Annotated in this window: 17 protein-coding genes; 11 read left to right on the top strand and 6 right to left on the bottom strand. The window is 35.9% G+C overall.

Annotated elements, in window-relative coordinates; translation table 11 throughout:
• Positions 1-64 precede the first annotated feature (64 nt).
• Both pheT and IPI15_RS11375 read right to left on the bottom strand, forming a co-directional pair.
• Positions 65-2,509: a phenylalanine--tRNA ligase subunit beta gene (gene pheT / locus IPI15_RS11380; protein ID WP_287420406.1), complete on the bottom strand. Its 2,445-nt coding sequence runs from the start codon at positions 2,507-2,509 to the stop codon at positions 65-67.
• A gap of 335 nt (positions 2,510-2,844) precedes the next feature.
• On the bottom strand, positions 2,845-4,035 hold the full coding sequence (locus tag IPI15_RS11375) for an RsmB/NOP family class I SAM-dependent RNA methyltransferase (RefSeq protein ID WP_287420404.1): 1,191 nt from the start codon (positions 4,033-4,035) through the stop codon (positions 2,845-2,847).
• Between the two features lie 193 nt (positions 4,036-4,228).
• On the opposite strand from IPI15_RS11375, the gene IPI15_RS11370 reads away from it, so the two are divergent.
• Positions 4,229-4,942, top strand: a complete 714-nt coding sequence (locus IPI15_RS11370) for a DUF4197 domain-containing protein (protein ID WP_287404032.1) — start codon at positions 4,229-4,231, stop codon at positions 4,940-4,942.
• Between the two features lie 10 nt (positions 4,943-4,952).
• Here IPI15_RS11370 and IPI15_RS11365 read toward each other — a convergent pair whose 3' ends face one another.
• Entirely contained in the window at positions 4,953-6,110 is a 1,158-nt protein-coding gene (locus tag IPI15_RS11365) for an AI-2E family transporter (RefSeq protein ID WP_287420402.1), read from the bottom strand.
• 313 nt (positions 6,111-6,423) lie between these two features.
• Here IPI15_RS11365 and IPI15_RS11360 point away from each other — a divergent pair, with 313 nt between their 5' ends.
• The 3 genes from IPI15_RS11360 to IPI15_RS11350 are packed head-to-tail and all read left to right on the top strand — an operon-like array spanning position 6,424 to position 7,896.
• On the top strand, positions 6,424-6,972 hold the full coding sequence (locus IPI15_RS11360; RefSeq protein ID WP_287420400.1) for an RNA polymerase sigma factor: 549 nt from the start codon (positions 6,424-6,426) through the stop codon (positions 6,970-6,972).
• A 5-nt stretch (positions 6,973-6,977) separates the two neighbouring features.
• On the top strand, positions 6,978-7,412 hold the full coding sequence (locus IPI15_RS11355) for a hypothetical protein (protein WP_287420398.1): 435 nt from the start codon (positions 6,978-6,980) through the stop codon (positions 7,410-7,412).
• Positions 7,413-7,440: 28 nt separating this feature from the next.
• Positions 7,441-7,896 carry a hypothetical protein gene (locus tag IPI15_RS11350; protein ID WP_287404038.1) on the top strand — a complete coding sequence of 152 codons (456 nt, stop codon included), beginning with the start codon at positions 7,441-7,443 and terminating at the stop codon, positions 7,894-7,896.
• 100 nt (positions 7,897-7,996) lie between these two features.
• On the opposite strand, the gene IPI15_RS11345 is transcribed toward IPI15_RS11350, so the two are convergent.
• From IPI15_RS11345 to IPI15_RS11335, 3 genes are read right to left on the bottom strand one after another with little or no spacing between them, the layout of a single operon-like run.
• Positions 7,997-8,386: a putative periplasmic lipoprotein gene (locus IPI15_RS11345; protein ID WP_287404039.1), complete on the bottom strand. Its 390-nt coding sequence runs from the start codon at positions 8,384-8,386 to the stop codon at positions 7,997-7,999.
• Between the two features lie 35 nt (positions 8,387-8,421).
• Positions 8,422-9,822: a sugar transferase gene (locus tag IPI15_RS11340; RefSeq protein ID WP_287404041.1), complete on the bottom strand. Its 1,401-nt coding sequence runs from the start codon at positions 9,820-9,822 to the stop codon at positions 8,422-8,424.
• 5 nt (positions 9,823-9,827) lie between these two features.
• Positions 9,828-10,694, bottom strand: coding sequence for a hypothetical protein (locus IPI15_RS11335; RefSeq protein ID WP_287404042.1), 867 nt, complete (start codon positions 10,692-10,694; stop codon positions 9,828-9,830).
• A 219-nt stretch (positions 10,695-10,913) separates the two neighbouring features.
• Here IPI15_RS11335 and IPI15_RS11330 point away from each other — a divergent pair, with 219 nt between their 5' ends.
• The 7 genes from IPI15_RS11330 (at position 10,914) to IPI15_RS11300 (ending at position 17,078) form a co-directional block, all read left to right on the top strand.
• Entirely contained in the window at positions 10,914-11,558 is a 645-nt protein-coding gene (locus IPI15_RS11330; protein ID WP_287420396.1) for a PliI family lysozyme inhibitor of I-type lysozyme, read from the top strand.
• Positions 11,548-12,810 carry a M16 family metallopeptidase gene (locus tag IPI15_RS11325; protein WP_287420394.1) on the top strand — a complete coding sequence of 421 codons (1,263 nt, stop codon included), beginning with the start codon at positions 11,548-11,550 and terminating at the stop codon, positions 12,808-12,810. The genes IPI15_RS11330 and IPI15_RS11325 overlap by 11 nt, the downstream gene beginning before the upstream one ends.
• An 81-nt stretch (positions 12,811-12,891) precedes the next feature.
• Complete coding sequence (locus IPI15_RS11320) at positions 12,892-13,476, top strand: adenylate kinase (protein ID WP_287404047.1); 585 nt, start codon at positions 12,892-12,894, stop codon at positions 13,474-13,476.
• An 89-nt stretch (positions 13,477-13,565) separates the two neighbouring features.
• A complete protein-coding gene (locus IPI15_RS11315) occupies positions 13,566-14,450 on the top strand; it encodes an ATP-grasp domain-containing protein (protein WP_287420392.1) in 885 nt (294 codons plus the stop codon).
• 11 nt (positions 14,451-14,461) lie between these two features.
• On the top strand, positions 14,462-15,406 hold the full coding sequence (locus IPI15_RS11310; protein WP_287404051.1) for a succinylglutamate desuccinylase/aspartoacylase family protein: 945 nt from the start codon (positions 14,462-14,464) through the stop codon (positions 15,404-15,406).
• 212 nt (positions 15,407-15,618) lie between these two features.
• Complete coding sequence (gene dacB, locus IPI15_RS11305; RefSeq protein WP_287420390.1) at positions 15,619-16,818, top strand: D-alanyl-D-alanine carboxypeptidase/D-alanyl-D-alanine endopeptidase; 1,200 nt, start codon at positions 15,619-15,621, stop codon at positions 16,816-16,818.
• Positions 16,761-17,078 (top strand): D-alanyl-D-alanine carboxypeptidase, encoded by a 318-nt coding sequence (locus tag IPI15_RS11300; RefSeq protein ID WP_287420388.1) that lies wholly within the window; start codon positions 16,761-16,763, stop codon positions 17,076-17,078. Before dacB ends, IPI15_RS11300 begins: the two co-directional genes overlap by 58 nt.
• Positions 17,079-17,121: the final 43 nt, after the last annotated feature.

Below are 17,121 nucleotides of genomic sequence, written 5' to 3'. Positions count from 1 at the left end.
TCCTAACGGTGCAAAAAATATTTAATTTGTTATAAATTTTCTATTCAAAAACAAAACTACGATTTTATTTTCTAATAAAAGCATCTACTTTTGATTCAAGCGTCTCTATCAGCTTTTTCATCATATCCTCTATTTCCTTTTCTTCAAAGGTCTTGACGGAATTAGTAAAATAAAATGCGATGCTCATACTCCTTTTTCCCTTACCTAATTGTTCCTCATTACTGTAAATATCGAATAATTTCATATTTGTCAAGTAATTAGATAATGTTTTGTTTGCCAATAACCTTATCGATTCGTAGGTAACTTCGGCACCGACTATGACTGCCAAATCCCTTCTTACGACAGGGAATTTGCTGAATTCCTTGAACTTAATCGGTTTGTTGTTTATCATTTCGATGACCTTTTCCCAATAAACTTGTCCAAAAGTCATGTTTCCTTTAATTCCAGATGCTTTAAGCCATGATTTACTTACTTCACCCAGAACAGCAATTCTTCTAGGTCCCATTGTCAATTCTATTGCATCTTCAAATCTTGGATCACCGGTAAGTTTTTTTTCTTGAAACTTAGTGACATTCAGCCGCTTTAAGAGATTTAAAATTGTGGTCTTTAGATAGAAACTATCAAAGCTATCTTTAGTTTTTATTGCCCAAGACTCATCCCAGAGGCTGCCTGTGCCGAATATAGATATATATTCATCCTCCTTATATTCTTTTTGATCAGTGACATTGTAAGACCTTCCATACTCGTACATTCTTATGTCGTTCTGCTGGCGAGACTGATTATGAGCTACTACTTCAAGAGCTGTCGCAAGCGCTTCAGGTCGCATCAAATCTAGTTGAACATTGGATGTATTATTAATCCTTACACCTTCAAAATTTTCATTTTTGGTGATCTTCGACCATTGAGTGCTATTAATGATAGATAGTCCCATCGCTTCGCTATATCCTGAATCTGCCAGATATTGCATCGCTATTTGTCTTGAGGTCATAGAATCATTTGCCAATTGTTCTGGCATTGAAAAACTAAATTTTTTGGCGGATTCAATATTATTCAAACCATATATTCTCACTATTTCCTCTATAATATCTGCTTGCCTATGGACATCTGTTTTATAGCTTGGAATAGTAATCTTCCATTTATTTTCATCAACCTTATCAATGATCATTGATAAAGACTCAAGAATCAATTGAATCTCTCGATTAGGAATAGATTTGCCGATAAGTGATCTTACTTTCTCAGTATGAATTTCTGCCACAGCTAATGGGAGAGGATTGGGAAAATTGTCAATATATTGAGAATTAGAATTCGCTCCTGTTATTTCAGTGATCATTAATGCTGCTCGCAATAATGCTTCCAGACATTGATGCTGATCCGTTCCCTTTTCGAAATGTGCTGCTGATTCCGTCCTAAGATTGTGCCTGAATGATGTCTTTCTAACTGGCGTAGGACTAAAATAAGCTGATTCTAAAAAGATGTTGGTTGTGTCTTGGCTGACACCTGAGTCCAAACCTCCATACACACCAGCGATGCACAATGGCCTGTCAGTGCCATCACATATGATGAGGTCATCTTTGTCAAGTGATTTTACAGAGCCATCTAATGCAGTAAATTCGGTTCCCTGGGGTAGATTTTTTATTTTTAGATGTTGGCCATCAATTTTATCTGCATCGAATGCATGAAGTGGTTGGCCTAGCTCGAACATAACATAATTCGTGATGTCCACAATATTGTTTACAGGTCTTTGACCGATACTTTCCAGTCTTATTTTTAACCAATCTGGAGAATCCTGGACCCTTACATTTTCAAGCACAATTCCTGTATACCTCTTGCAGCTTTCAGTATTTTCAATTGTGACCTTGAATGGGGAAGCAACTTTACCTTCTATACTCAGTATTTTTGGCCGTGCGAGGGAAGTATCATATCCTTTATGAATATTAAGCGCTGCCCATAGATCTCTAGCCGTCCCAAAGTGAGAGTTGGCATCTGCTCTATTTGGGGTCAATCCGATTTCAAATACTTCATCAGAATCTATATTGAAGTATTCAGAGGCTTTGGTCCCGACCACAGAATCCTCAGGAAGAATCATTATGCCTTCATGACTTTTCCCTAAACCAAGTTCGTCCTCGGCACAAATCATACCTTGGGACAATTCCCCTCTTACCTTAGCTTCTTTAATGGTAAAAGCGTCGCCTTTTTCGTCATAAAGCTCGGTGCCTACTGTTGCTACCAATACTTTCTGACCTGTTGCTACATTTGGAGCACCACAGACGATAGAGAGATTTGTGTGACCGCCTATATTAACTGTGGTCAATGATAGTTTGTCTGCATTTGGATGTTTTTCACAAGTCATTACTTGACCGATAATAACACCTTTTAATCCACCTTTTATTGATTCTACTATATTGACACCTTCGACTTCAAGTCCAATGTCTGTAAGTGTTTCAGAAATTATTTCTGTAGTAAAATTATGTGGCATTAATTCCTTAAGCCAGTTATGTGATATCTTCATATTATAAAAATTGCGCAAATATATGTAAAAATGGGAAGTATGAGCAGACACACAATAGTATCTTGAAAGAGTGGTGCAATTAATTTATTGGAATTGACATGTTTGTTTTAGTTAAGGCTAATCCCTTTCATCATTTAAAAGTATGTTTTTTCAAAACTTAATCGATGTGATAATCTCATTGTTTTTGCATTATAGGGGAGCTACTTGCTCTAAAAATACTGGTATCATTGGTTCATCGTAATATTGCAATATTACAATTAAGCTGAACTAAATTCCTCTTTTTAATCATGAAGATTCTCATCCTCGCTGGAATGCAATTTTTCCAATAATATTAATCAGCTCCTCATCATACTGCACATATAGAAACCATCATGGCCGCCTGATTCCGGAAACAATTGTACCGCTTCTAATTTTTTAAAATCAGGGTTTGATGTAAGAAATTGATTAACCTGATCCTCGTTTTCCATAGGGAATACACTGCAAGTAGAATATACGAGCTTGCCACCGGGTTTAACCCACTTTGAAGCATCAGACATAATTTGTCTTTGAGTCTCCAGCAGATGATGAATTTTTTCTTGAGTCAGCCGCCATTTTTTATCTATTTCCCTGCGCATCACACCTGTGGCACTGCAGGGAACGTCACATAGTACCAGATCTGCTGAAGCTTGAAGCGATTTAATTTTTTCATCATCGGAATAATTGGAACTGCCAATGATATCTGCACCAGCTCTCCTTGCCCTGATTTTCAAATTGGCCAATCCTTTTTCATTGATATCCAAGGCTAGTATTTGACCGGTATTTCCCATTAATGAAGCCATATGAAGTGCTTTGCCACCACTTCCCGCACAAGCATCTATGACAAACGAATTAGCATTTGGGTGAGCAAAATGTCCTATGCTCTGTGAACCCATATCTTGTATCTCAAACCATCCTCCTTGATACGCTATATCGTTAAGAAGATTAATTCTTTGTTTTAATAAAATACAATCTTCTGACAAAACTTCGTGGTCAATACCTAATGAAGAAAAGTAATTGACTACTTCCTGCATATTGGTCTTGATAAAGTTGATCCGTATATAAATAGGTGCCTGCTCCACAGATATCTTTCTAATATCCTGCCATTTTTCTCCAAGTGATGCCGTCCCTATTTCATCCATCCAAAGTGGCATGGAGTAAAGTAAATGAGGTATGTCCTGAATGGCTTTCTTTCGTTCAGCCATCTCATTTATATTGCTTTTTTTCCAGTCTGGACCATCCGGAGCATCAATACCCTGTTCAAATAAATAAGCATTAATAATGTCTTCATCTATATCCTTATGATCAGATAGCCCCTTAGCCAAATACTGATAATAACTAAAGTTCTTAACTATCGTAAAAAGAGCTTCAGAAATAAATTTCCTATCCTTAGAACCTTTATTAGGGGAAGAGGTGTATTTTTTTACAATAAATTCTGCGTGCTGCCCCTGATTCATGATCTCAAACAAACCATTTTTTACATCAATGCAATGCCTCCAACGTGCTTTCAAATATTTAAGATTTTATTTGTGTCTTTTTAAGTAAAAATTATGTTACTTATTGTGATTATAAAAGTCACAATATCGTTTAAATAATTAATTCTGTAAAATGATTGTTGTTTGATCAGATCCTATAATGACTTAATTTCAATCAACAGTATTTTTATCTTTACTTTGTGAATCTTAAAAAACTAAATCAATATCTATGAAATATGTAATATTCTTGACTATTTTCTGCTTAACTTTTACAGGCTGTGCAGAATTGCAACAGATTTTAAGTACATCCGGAATCAATGAGCCGACAAGTGCTGAAGTGTCAAGTGGCCTTAAAGAAGCGCTAAATATTGGGATATCAAAAGGTGCTGACCAACTTTCTGCAAAAGATGGCTATTTCAAAAGTGCTTACAAAATTTTGCTACCACCGGAAGCCAGAAAAGTAACTGAGAGATTGAAAGTTATCCCTGGTTTTTCAGATGTAGAAAATGTGATTCTAGAGAAAATTAACAGAGGTGCAGAAGATGCTGCGACCAAGGCCAAGCCGATATTTATCAGTGCTATCAAAAGTATAACTTTAAACGATGTATTTAATATATTGATGGGAGCGGATGATGCTGCAACTCAGTACTTGAAAAATGCAACTTACAGTTCCCTTTATAGTGAATTCAATCCTGTAATAGTGAACTCATTGAATAAGTTTAATGCAATTGAATATTGGTCCAAAGCCACCAACGCATATAACAACATTCCTTTGGTACAGCACGTCAATCCGAAGCTAGATGATTATGTGACTAATCAAGCATTAGATGGACTTTTTAAAATGGTCGCCAACGAGGAAAAAGAAATTAGAAGGAATCCCGTTAAAAGAATTTCAGAATTGCTAAGAAAGGTTTTCGCCAAACAGGATAGTAACAGAAACTAATATCTACATGCTATTTTGTTGAAATGTCTTCAGTTTGGCCTTGGTCTGCGGGAGATGTTTCCGTAGCTTTTCTGATTCCTGCAGTAATTCGCTGGACTACCTTAAATTCTATTAGAAATACTCCTGCCAAAACCCTTAATATTGTATACATCGGTATAGCAATGATCATGCCTACAAGGCCTCCGATTTTAGCACCGAGAAGGACGACGATGAAGATCTCCAATGGGTGGGCAATGACTCTATTCGAAAATACCATTGGTGATATTAAAAAATTATCGATCAGTTGAGTAATGCCGAATACAGCTGCCATTTGTATAAGCATAGGTAATATTTGTGTGGTAAAATCCATGTCCACATTTGCAGTTATGGTCATTAATACCCCAAATCCTGCCCCGATCCATGGTCCTAAATATGGTACGATATTGACCATCCCGGCAAAAAAACCTATCAGCCATGCATTGTGAAAACCCATGATCGACAAAGTTGTAGAAATAATAAGCCAGATCGAACACGATTGAATGATCAATCCACCGAAATACCTAGATAGCATGGTTCCAATATCGCTTATTGCTTTTGTGATAGCTTCTTCATATTTGTCAGGAACAAATGATCGGATTGAGCTTTCAAATAAACCCTGATCTCTGATAAAAAAGAATCCGATGAAAAGGATTGAACCAATTGCAATGCCTATACTAGCAATGGTATTGACAATACTACTAAAGAAAACTGTTACTTCTGCTGGAACTAATATGTTTTTTATTTGAATGGATATTTCCTGTAGCAAGGAAGCAGAATCCTGCAAAAAACCAATTTTTTTCAGATATGCTTCCACAGAAGCTAGAGGTGCTTGTAAAGTAGTTGCTATTTTGTTGTAATCAACGGTAGTTAATACATTAAATTGTTCGCCTAAGATCGGTATGAAAATAGTTAGAATGATAATAATGAATGACATGAATATCAATAAAGTTAAAATAGAAGCAATGACATTTCCGCCCTTTAACTTATGTAACCTGGTGGTACTTAAAATTATTTTTTTGATTGGAGTTCCAATCAGTGCCAATACCCATGCGCCAACAATGTAGGTGACCAGGTCGCTAAAAAAATAGGTGATCGCCACAAGGATTAAAATCGACAATAATAAGAGCAAGTACCTGCGTTGAAATAACATACTAAATATTTTTGCAAAGGTACTAAGTTGTTGTTATAATTGAAGATAAATATTACATATAAATTTAATGGATTAGTTATATTTTCTATTGATTTGAAAATTTGGGTCCTTGAGCATCGTCTGGCATCCTGTTGTATTATTACAAAATCAAATTAAGGCTATATCAGCTTAAAATCAATGGAATTAGTCTTGATCCAACTGCTTGTTAAAAATAAAATTTCCTTGAATAATTTTAAAATATTATGTTGTGACATTAAACCTTTTATGCTATAAAGCATCAAAAGAATGAGAAGCAAATAAACTAAACTCAATATTGACAGATCAGGAATTAATTTCTATGTTGCTAAATCCGGCGGAAAGCGAGAAAGGGTTTCGACTGCTGATAAGTCAATATAAAGAACAAATATATTATGTGATCAGAAGAATTGTTTTGGTGCACGAGGATGCAGACGATGTATTTCAAAATACAATGATTAAAGTCTTTAAAAATATCAAAAACTTTGAATTCAAGTCTTCACTTTACACTTGGGTATACAAGATTGCTACCAATGAATCTCTTACGCATTTGCGAATTAGAAAACGTCTTGGAAATTTTGACAATAACATTCCGGAAAACATTTCTGATAATTTACTTACTTCAGATGAATATTTTGAAGGTGATAGATTGCAATTAGAATTACAAAAAGCCGTGGCAGCATTGCCTGAAAAGCAAAAGGAGGTATTTAATCTTAAGTATTATGAGGAGATGAAGTATGGTGATATGAGCAAACTCTTGAATACAAGTGAAGGAGCGCTGAAGGCTTCTTATTTCCATGCAGTGAAGAAAATTGAAGCGTTTATTAAGAAATCAAATATTATATAAAGAATATGGAAAATAATCATTTTTCAAAATTGAACAAAGAAAATTTCAAAGTCCCTGAAGGGTATTTTGAAGGACTCGAGGATAAGGTTTTGGCTAGGTTGGAATCCAATATGATTGACCCAAAAGTGATAAATATTGGCCAGCATACCGGAGGCCGCAAGTTGTGGAGACGTATTGTGATCGGAGTTACAAGCGTGGCAGCTTGTGCAGCGTTTTTCGTTTTTTATAATAGGGGAGAAGTGTATCAAGAATTCAACCTATCCAATTTAAAAGATACTGAAATAATTAATTATCTGAATGAAAATGCAGATGAAATAGAATTGGACCTTTTAGTGGATGGGAGCCAGTATAATGGAAATGTTCTTGATCTGATCGATACAGAAAACAATATAAATCAAGATGATCTTCTCGATGAAATTAATGTCGAGGAATTGTTTTAAATTTTAAATAATATTCAACAAATAAATCATGAAATTGAAATTTATTGCAATAATGCTGTTTGCATTTGTCTATTCCTTAACAGGCGTTCAAGCACAGCAAGGAAACAAAAAAGGTCAGATCGGTGACAGGATCCAGGCTCAGATGGTAGCATACCTGACCTCGGAACTTTCTTTAACCCCACAAGAAGCAGAAAAATTCTGGCCTTTATATAACGAGTATAAGAATAAAGAAAGGTTGGTAAAAAGAGGCCAAATCCCTTCCAAAGCTATTGATCTTATGAATGAAGGTGAAGCATCAGCATTCTTGAACAATACTCTTGAGGCAGAAGAAAAAGAGCTTGAATTAAAGAAATATTACACAAAAGAATTTAGAAAAGTACTTCCTGCGACTAAAGTTGCAAAATTGCAGCAAGCGGAAAGAGGTTTTAAGAAGGAACTAATCAAAAAGATAAGTAAACAAAATAGAAACGAAAGGGGCGATTAGATCAATTTTTTTCATTAAAAAGGGTACAAGAAAATATTCCTGTACCCTTTTTTTATTTATTGGATCTAGTACGAACCCCAAATATACATGAGACCAAAATTTATTCCTGTTTGGAGATAATCCTTTGTGCTGTACTCATTCTTTTCTCAAGAAAACCGTTATATGTATCCAGGTCCTTACCCGTTAGTTTAGCGCCCATTTCATCTTTTTTCTTATCCAATTCTGTGATTTTGGCTTTCAGTTTCATGATTTCTGCCTTATCATTTTTAGCGTCTGCTAATACAATTGCATTCAGTACATCGTCGTACTCTGTTGCGTAAGTAACTGCATCCTGATCAGCCAATTCAATAAGTTTTGGTTGCTCAGCGATTACAGGTGCTTCTTCAACTTTGATAGAGTCGGTAGTGTTGACGGTGGTTTGGGTAGTTTCATTTTTCTTGCAAGCAGTAATACTGATTGCAGCTAAAAGAATTATAAGTAATTGCTTCATAGATAAATAGTTTAAAATTAATGAACGATAATAATTTATTTTCCTTTTCCCTGGAATAATACCAATAAGGTATAAAACATGATTTTAAAATCCAGAGAAAGTGACATATTCTCAATATACAATATATCGAATTTTAGCCTTTGTATCATTTGATCCACGTTGGACGCATAGCCATATTTGACCTGACCCCAGGAAGTTATTCCCGGTCTCACCTTAAGTAAGTGCTTATAGTGGGGGGCTCTGGCCATGATGCGGTCTATGTAATATCTTCTTTCCGGGCGTGGTCCCACGATTGACATTTCACCTCTTAGTACATTGAAAAATTGCGGCAATTCATCCAGCCTCCACTTTCTCATCACGCCACCCCAAGGTGTGCATCTGTTGTCATTCTCGTTACTTAGTTGAGGTCCATCATCCTCAGCATCCAGATACATGGACCTGAATTTATATATATTGAACGGACGGTGATTAAGTCCAATTCTTTCTTGTTTAAATATAGCATCACCGGGAGATGACAATCTTACTCTGATCCAGATATAGAGGTAGAGTGGTGAAAGTATGATCATTACAATGACACTTATGATGACATCAAGCAGTCGCTTTACAATTATCTGCCATTTGGGCATCATTACTTGTTCTATTTCAATAAGAACAGCACCATAGACGTGATTCATCTTCACGCTACCCAGCATGATATCATACATACTTGGAATAACTTTGATCAAAATGTTATTGCCAAAATCAAATAAGGTATTCAGGATCTCTCTCAATTTATCGTGCTCCTGAGTCTCTATAGCTATTATTACTTCCTCTATTTTATATTGAACGATGATCGCCGCAAGGTCATTAAGTTTACCCAATAATTTCAGTTCAGATGTTAGTAGGTTTTTTGAATTGCCATTACTGTCTATGAAACCAATGAAGTTATAGCCTAGTCCTTTCTGCCTGCTTTTGATCTCTGAATACAATTCAAGTGCGTTTTCATCTCCTCCGATGATTAGTGTATTAAATGTGACAGCACCCGATTTTAACCTTCTGCTGGCCCTGGTGAGCAGGATCATTCTCGATACGGTGGTTAACGTAAAATGAATGCTGAAATATTTAAAAAACAAAACACTTAGATGATTGTCCATTAAATCATCTCCCAAAAGTATGATTACAATGCATCCTAATGCTGAGATAAAAAATGTTCTGGTGAATGTTGTTAGCCTGGATTGTCTGTAAAGATCGTTGTAGCAATCGAATATAACATAAAGTAATAACCACCCGGTTAAAATGAAAATTGAAATCCCAACAGATTGTAGATTTATATTTTGAGCCAATACATATCCGGATTTGTCAAGTTCCAGATTTGAAAAATAGGCCCATGCAATGACTGCCATTATTGCATCTACTATCCCATACAATAATAAATCTCTCTTCCTTGTACTATTCATCAGCCTTAATAATGTACTAATTTAATATTGTCAAGATATAAGAATCCCTTTTCAGTGGAAGAACCTCCAGGATGTACCAATCTGAATGCTATTCTGTAACCATCCTCTGCATTGGACTCCCTGATAAGGTCAGTCAAATTGATATACATTTTTTTCCATTCGGGAGATAAATAAATACCAAAATTATATACAGGGTCAGCACCTAAAATCTTGGCATCAAGGCCGACTGCAAAATTGAGATTGCTCTTATAATTGAATTCAAGGAATACATCTCTTGAATCCAATGGTATGTCAGTATAGTATAAAGGCGTTGTGATTTGATTATCCCTATTGACTTCATCTACATTTAACATCAATGAATAATCACCTTCGAATACATTAGTATTTTGTATTGTAGCACTTGTCAAATTGGAACCATCCAGGTCCTCCGTGAATGAATTGTTGGATTCAAAATCTTCAATAAATGAAAACTTTGCTGTGGGTTTATATTTAAATAATGGTTGAATATCTATAACCTCTGCGCATGCACACAAATCCAATGAACTTCTAAAAGGTTCTAAAAATGGATAAATAATTGCATTGTCCCTAATACCATTGACCCTTATCCCAGGGTGGATAGATAGATCTTTCATGCCTTCACCGATGACTGGAGCAACCTGTCCGGGACTAAATACTCCAAGCAAGTCATTTCCTACATATAACCAATAATCTTCTACATTCTGCTTGGTGCTTCCTGTCGCGGGTACGAATTCAATTATTGGTGATTTTAGAGATAGGAACGTAGGAATTTCGCTTTTTTCATTGTTGCAGCCACCTAGGAAAAACGCTAGGGTCATCAAACAAGAACAACAAAGTCTATAAAATTTATCCATCCTTTCTAAAAATCGCAAAAGTATAAAAAATAAGTTCTAACTAGTATAAAAATTACTTTTATAACGTTTGCAGAATTGAAATGTATTATTAGCGCTTCAGATTCTGTATTTTTGCAGTCTAAATGATGCTGTAAAGGTATTTTAACAACCAAACGCATTTTGGTTCGTTATTTTTCCTTACGTATCTAAAAAAATTATAATCTGGTTAAAATGTATTCAATGAATTTTTCCGGAATGTTTACATTTCTGTGTTTGTTCCTATTGCTTTGTTTCGCCTCCTGCAAATCTGACAATAATACAGAAAATGTCCAGGTTGAAAGCTCCCAAATTTCAGACAGCCTAAGTTTACCTTTAAATATAAATGAAGAGGAATTTAAGAAAAATCTGAGCACTAAAGATATGAATATAAGTATCACCTCCAAAGGCGCCAATGATTTGAAGCATTTGGAACTTGCCGTCAAGAAAAATGCTTCTGATAAGTCTTATAGTAAGGCCATTCAGTATGATGGCACGATACTGGATGCAGTGACAGCAGATCTTAATAGCGATGGAAAAGATGAGGTGTATGTGTTTAATCAGTCAGCAGGCAGCGGTTCATATGGAATGCTAATTGCCTATCAGTATAATGGCAGTAAGTTAGATTCAATTAGCATGGATGAACTATCTGAAGAACTCTCCCAGAAATATTTGGGGCATGATAGCTTTGCAATAGAAAAAAAACACCTTTACCGTTTTTTTCCGCTATACAATGAAATGGATCCTAATTGCTGTCCCACCGGAGGCAGAATGAAGTTAAAATATGACCTTGTAAAAAAGCCTACAGGCTTAAAGCTGATCCTAAATTCCTTCATAAATGAACAATAACAAACCCCGCATATATTCCCCTTCGGCATTTATCATCCCAGAATATAGGATGATCCAACTGTCTAATGGACTGAAAGTATACATATTTAAAGGTGGCGAAAGTGACACTTTGAAGATTGAGTGGTGCTTCAAGGCAGGGAGAAGTACTGAGTCAAAGCAGCTCGTTAGTAAATCATGTAATAGCCTTATCAAAGAAGGAAGCAAATACAGTAGCGGATATGAAATATCAGAGTATTTTGATTATTACGGTTCGGCCTTGACCCATAATGCTGGAGTGGATTATAATAGTTATTCTTTTTATTGTCTCGGAAAGTATTTTGACCCGCTTTTGGAAAAATTTCTTGAAGTGATGCTTTATCCTTCTTTTCCGGAGGATGAGTTAATTACAATCCAGACTAATAGCATATCCAGATTAAAACAAGACATGGATGATGCAGATTTTAATTCTTACAGGATATTAACAGAGAAAATATTTGGTTCTAATCATCCATATGGTTACAATAGTACTGAACAGAATATTAGATCAGTGGGTACTCCAGATATTTTATCCCATTGGCAATTGAACTACCAGACCACTGACTCTTTTATTATTGTAGCAGGAAATGTCACTAATATTATATTGCAAAAGATAGAAGATAATTTTGGTCATATTGGATTAAAAAAAACACCAACCCGCACTGATCTAAAAGATATCGAACGGGATATGCGACCGATAAAATCTTTTAAACTAGAAAAAACACAGTCTTCAGTTAAAATAGGTATTGATTGTGTGTCGAGGCAGCATGATGATTTTGATGGAATGTTTGTATTTAATACAGTTTTGGGGGGCTACTTTAATTCAAGATTAAACAACGTGATCCGCGAAGCAAAAGGACTGACATACAACATATTCAGCACTCATGACACTTATTTGTATGGTGGTTTATTTTATATTAGTGCAGATACTTCTCAGGATCAAGTCATTAAGATGAATACAGAGATTTATACTCAGATTGATAAATTATTAGATAAACCTATCCCAAAAGCGGAATTAGAAAGAGTCAGAGGTTACCTTTTAGGCACATTGATGACTTCTTTTGATGGAGTGTATAACTGTGTGGAAACATTAAGATCTTGTCTTGTAGAGGGCGTAGACTTTGCATCTGTTCAACAGCTAATAAATAAAATCGCCACAATCGAAACGACTGAAGTTATGGAAACCGGTAGAAGAAATCTTAGCATAGATAATCTAATCGAAGTAGTGATTGGTTAAATAAATTCAATATTTTAAACCAAGAATATTTTGAATCTCTAAAGTATTTCCTATTTTCGTCGTTTATTTCAATAAAATTTAATGATAAATTTAATACTTTTTGGTCCTCCCGGGTCTGGAAAAGGTACTCAGGCAACCAAGCTTGCAGATAAGTATAAGTTGGTCCACATATCGACTGGTGACCTCTTTAGGTATGAACTGAGCAATCAAACTCCCTTAGGAATATTGGCAAAAAGTTACATGGATAAAGGTAATTTAGTGCCTGATGAAGTGACCATAAATATGCTGAAGTCAAAAATGGACAGGCATCCTGAAGCAAATGGCTTCATATTTGATGGCTTCCCAAGAACGATTCCTCAATCTGAAGCCTTGTTGAATTTATTGAGAGAAAACAATACTTCCTTGACTGCAATGATAGCACTTGAAGTGGACGAGAATGAAATAGTGAATAGGATAAAGTCCAGAAGCCAAACTTCGGGTCGTGCTGACGATAATGATGAATCTATCATCAGAAAGCGTTTTGAAGTATATAATGCTGAAACTCAACCTGTTTTTCAATATTTCGAAAAACTAGGTCTGGCCTCAGCCATCAAAGGGGTAGGGGATATTGAAGATATTTTTGCAGCCCTAATCTTAAAAATAGATAGAGCCCTCGATCGGTTTTAATACCCTACCTAAAATTAGGATCAAAAATAATATTCAGTTTCCTTTGCTATTGAACAAATAATCCTCATTTTGCGCTTGAATAGTACGAAATGAATGTAATAATTTTATCCAGAAATATAGGCCTTTACTCTACTCAGAGACTTATTCTTGAGTGTCGTAAAAAGGGCCATAGTGTGCAAGTTATTGATCCTCTGACTTGTAATCTCATTATTGACAATGATGCATCTCACATTATTGATAATTCGGGTCAAAAATTAATAGCCGATTGGGTGCTTCCGCGCATAGGCTCCACTGCTACTAATTTTGGAGCAGCAGTCATTAGACAATTTGAATTACAAGGTGTTTCTGTTATTACATCTTCTCAGGCATTATTGGATGCAAGAGACAAATTAGTTGCACTTCAATTGTTGGCGAAAGCTAAAATTGCAATTCCCAAGACTTTATTAACAAGTCCTATGGAAGTTGATGGGGTATTAATCAAAAAGGAATTTGAATTTCCTGCCATTGTTAAATTGCTTGACAGTACACATGGATTAGGTGTCATTCTTTCTGAATCGGCCCAAAATGGAATCGCAATATCAGAAGCATTCCAAAGGCTACACCATAAATTTATTATCCAAAAATTTATCAAAGAATCTGCAGGTCAGGATATTAGAGCATTTGTGGTTAATGGTGAGGTAATCGCCAGCATGTTGAGATGTGCTCCGGAAGGTGAATATAGGAGTAACATGCATAGAGGCGCTTCTGCTACTATCATAGACCTTACCGTTGAAGAAACTGAAACAGTTTTGAAATCTGCTGAAGCCGTTGGTTTAAAAGTTGCCGGCGTCGATATCATGAGAAGCAATGATGGTCCATTAATCTTGGAGGTCAACGCAAGTCCCGGACTTGAAGGAATAGAAGGAGTGACGAAAGTCAATGTGGCTGGTGCTATTATTGCCTATGGTGATAGCCTTGTGAGGGCAAAAAAGTAAAATGATGAACGTTGAATGAGGTATTTAATATTAATGGAACACTAATAGCTCCAGGCGTCAATGCTGTAGTTCGAATTCCTGTAGGAAGGCTACCTTCAGGCAATCAGATTACTATAAGTGTCAATGTATTCAGATCTTTAAAGCCAGGCCCTATACTTTTTTTGTCAGGCGGGATTCATGGTGATGAGATCAACGGTATTGAAATCATTCGTCAGGCATTAGACATGAAGTTGTTCGACAACCTTCATTGCGGGTCCGTCATAGCTATACCTCTTGTGAATGTTTTTGGATTTATCAATTTTTCAAGAGATTTAAGTGAAGGAAAAGATGTAAACAGAAGTTTTCCTGGTTCTCTCAATGGAAGCATGGCTTCAAGAGTAGCTAGAATAATTACCAGGCATATTTTACCACTCATCACCCTAGGAATTGATTTTCATACAGGAGGTCAGTCCAGGTTTAACTATCCTCAAGTAAGGTTTACTAATAGACAACCATCCAGTAAGTTACTCGCTCAGGTATTCAATGCTCCATTCACCATAGTCAAACCTACTATTTTAAGGTCATTGCGAAGGATGTCACTGGATATGGGCATTCCTATTATCGTTTACGAAGGGGGTGAAGCTCTTAGGATTGATGGGTTTGTGATACAACAAGCACTGCGCGGCATCAAAAGGGTGTTGACACATCTTGAAATGAATAATTATACGATCGAAGAACAGGATAGTGTTCTATTAACAAAAACAATTTGGGTTAGGTCTAATACACCTGGCCTTTTCTATCCTTCTGTCAATAATGGTAGCCAGATAGTTAAAGGTGAATTGTTGGGCTGGATCCACGATCCTTTTGGTCAGTCAAACTATGCCATAACTTCTAAAGTAAATGGATATGTGTTTTGCATAAATAATAAGCCGGTAGTCTATCCTGGAGATGCATTGTTCAATGTAGGAATGGTTTAATTTACACTTTCCTTACTTCAATGAACAGAAAATATTGGATGGATTAATTACATTTGCCGAAGAACACAGAGATTATTTAATGATATATTATTAGAATTCTAACCTAACCGGAATTTCTGAATTTATTTCATTCTTTGTAAACAATAGTTATTTCCCAAATTATTTATTGTTGATATTTTTTTTAATTTTTATTAGCATCACAATTTTCAATTATGATATTAATTAGAGTGGTCCACACTTTTTGGATAATTTTTTTTCTGACACCGGTCATACTTGCAGCTCAAGATTTAAATGATGCTATAATTAAGCTAGGTGGAGATCCTTCTTTAAAGAATGGTGCTATGAGTTTCACTATTTTTGACAGAAAGACAGAACAACTTATAGCCACCCACAATCCAAATGTATCATTAATACCAGCATCTTCGCTCAAAATACTTACTTGCGCTTACGGACTTAAGACTTTAGGAAAAAATTTTAAATTTAAAACGACAATTGAAACTACTGGAGAGATTGACAAAAATGGTGTTTTACATGGTGACCTGATCCTTAAAGGCTATGGTGATCCAACCCTAGGTTCAGACTTATCTAATGATTCGGGAGAATTGGATAAAGTTTTGAAAATCTTTGCAACCGAAGTGAAATCAGCGGGCATAAAGTCTATCGAGGGCCGAATCTATGGCGATGGTTCATACCTTTCAGATGAAGGGATTTATAATTCATGGTTGTGGGGTGACATTGGAAATTATTATGCTGCTGGTGTGTATGGGCTAAATATCTATGATAATCTCTTTAGATTAAAATTTAAACAATCAAAACAAGGAACTTATCCAAAAGTCATTGGAACATATCCCAATATACCAGGCCTCCAATTTGCAAGTCAAGTGTTATGTGCAGGCGCTAACACCGGCGACAATGCCTATATATTTGGTGGTCCTTTACAATATAACCGTCAGGTCAAAGGCACCATTCCTGCAGGAAACGGTATATTTGAAATAAAAGGCTCAATGCCTGATCCACCGCTTATGGCAGCATTATTACTAAAAGATGCACTGACAGAGGCAGGCATTACCTCCAATGGCGTTGGTGGGTCTTTAAAAGATGTTCAGCCTGTCGGCAAGCGAAAGGTATTGTATACTCATTCATCAAAGAGTCTTGACTTAATTGTTAATGAGACCATATTAAAAAGTATAAACATAAATGCAGAAGGAATCTTGAGATATTGCAAATCTATGGACAAAGTCGCAAGCACTACAGATGATGCAGTAAAAACTTTTGGTGCCTTTTTGCAAAAACCACCGAAGGGCAAACAGGTTTTTTTGTTTGTGACGGATCAGGGCTTTCTACCTCCAATAGTTTGCCGAGTTATGGTTTTGCTAAAGTGCTACTTCAGTTATTTAAAGACCCTTCCATAGCCGATGTAATTACTGATGCACTTCCAGTCGCAGGCATGACGGGCACGCTGAAAAATTACCTTAAAGGTTCAAAGGCTGCCGGACACATTAAAGCAAAGACTGGATCAATGGATAAAGTAAGAAGTTTTTCTGGGATCATCACGGGAGATTCTGGTAAAGAATACGTTTTTTCTCTAATTATAAATAATTATAATTGCTCATCGGCTCAGATCAAAGCAAAGATAGAATCCTTTTTTAATGACGTTTATCTTGCTATATAAACAATTATTTGGGATCGCTTCGATCATTTCCTTAACTTTGACG

This window comes from Candidatus Brachybacter algidus (assembly GCF_016707225.1).
GTDB lineage: Bacteria > Bacteroidota > Bacteroidia > Chitinophagales > Saprospiraceae > Parvibacillus > Parvibacillus algidus.
This window is presented reverse-complemented; position numbering and strand designations above follow the sequence as displayed.

Excerpts from the sequence above, each read along its gene's own strand:
- IPI15_RS11315 (WP_287420392.1), top strand. The coding sequence starts at position 13,566 with ATGAATGTAATAATTTTATCCAGAAATATAGGCCTTTACTCTACTCAG.
- IPI15_RS11320 (WP_287404047.1), top strand. The coding sequence starts at position 12,892 with ATGATAAATTTAATACTTTTTGGTCCTCCCGGGTCTGGAAAAGGTACT.
- IPI15_RS11335 (WP_287404042.1), bottom strand. The coding sequence starts at position 10,694 with ATGGATAAATTTTATAGACTTTGTTGTTCTTGTTTGATGACCCTAGCG.
- IPI15_RS11340 (WP_287404041.1), bottom strand. The coding sequence starts at position 9,822 with ATGAATAGTACAAGGAAGAGAGATTTATTATTGTATGGGATAGTAGAT.
- IPI15_RS11325 (WP_287420394.1), top strand. The coding sequence starts at position 11,548 with ATGAACAATAACAAACCCCGCATATATTCCCCTTCGGCATTTATCATC.
- IPI15_RS11350 (WP_287404038.1), top strand. The coding sequence starts at position 7,441 with ATGAAATTGAAATTTATTGCAATAATGCTGTTTGCATTTGTCTATTCC.
- dacB (WP_287420390.1), top strand. The coding sequence starts at position 15,619 with ATGATATTAATTAGAGTGGTCCACACTTTTTGGATAATTTTTTTTCTG.
- IPI15_RS11330 (WP_287420396.1), top strand. The coding sequence starts at position 10,914 with ATGAATTTTTCCGGAATGTTTACATTTCTGTGTTTGTTCCTATTGCTT.
- IPI15_RS11365 (WP_287420402.1), bottom strand. The coding sequence starts at position 6,110 with ATGTTATTTCAACGCAGGTACTTGCTCTTATTATTGTCGATTTTAATC.
- IPI15_RS11355 (WP_287420398.1), top strand. The coding sequence starts at position 6,978 with ATGGAAAATAATCATTTTTCAAAATTGAACAAAGAAAATTTCAAAGTC.
- IPI15_RS11345 (WP_287404039.1), bottom strand. The coding sequence starts at position 8,386 with ATGAAGCAATTACTTATAATTCTTTTAGCTGCAATCAGTATTACTGCT.
- pheT (WP_287420406.1), bottom strand. The coding sequence starts at position 2,509 with ATGAAGATATCACATAACTGGCTTAAGGAATTAATGCCACATAATTTT.
- IPI15_RS11370 (WP_287404032.1), top strand. The coding sequence starts at position 4,229 with ATGAAATATGTAATATTCTTGACTATTTTCTGCTTAACTTTTACAGGC.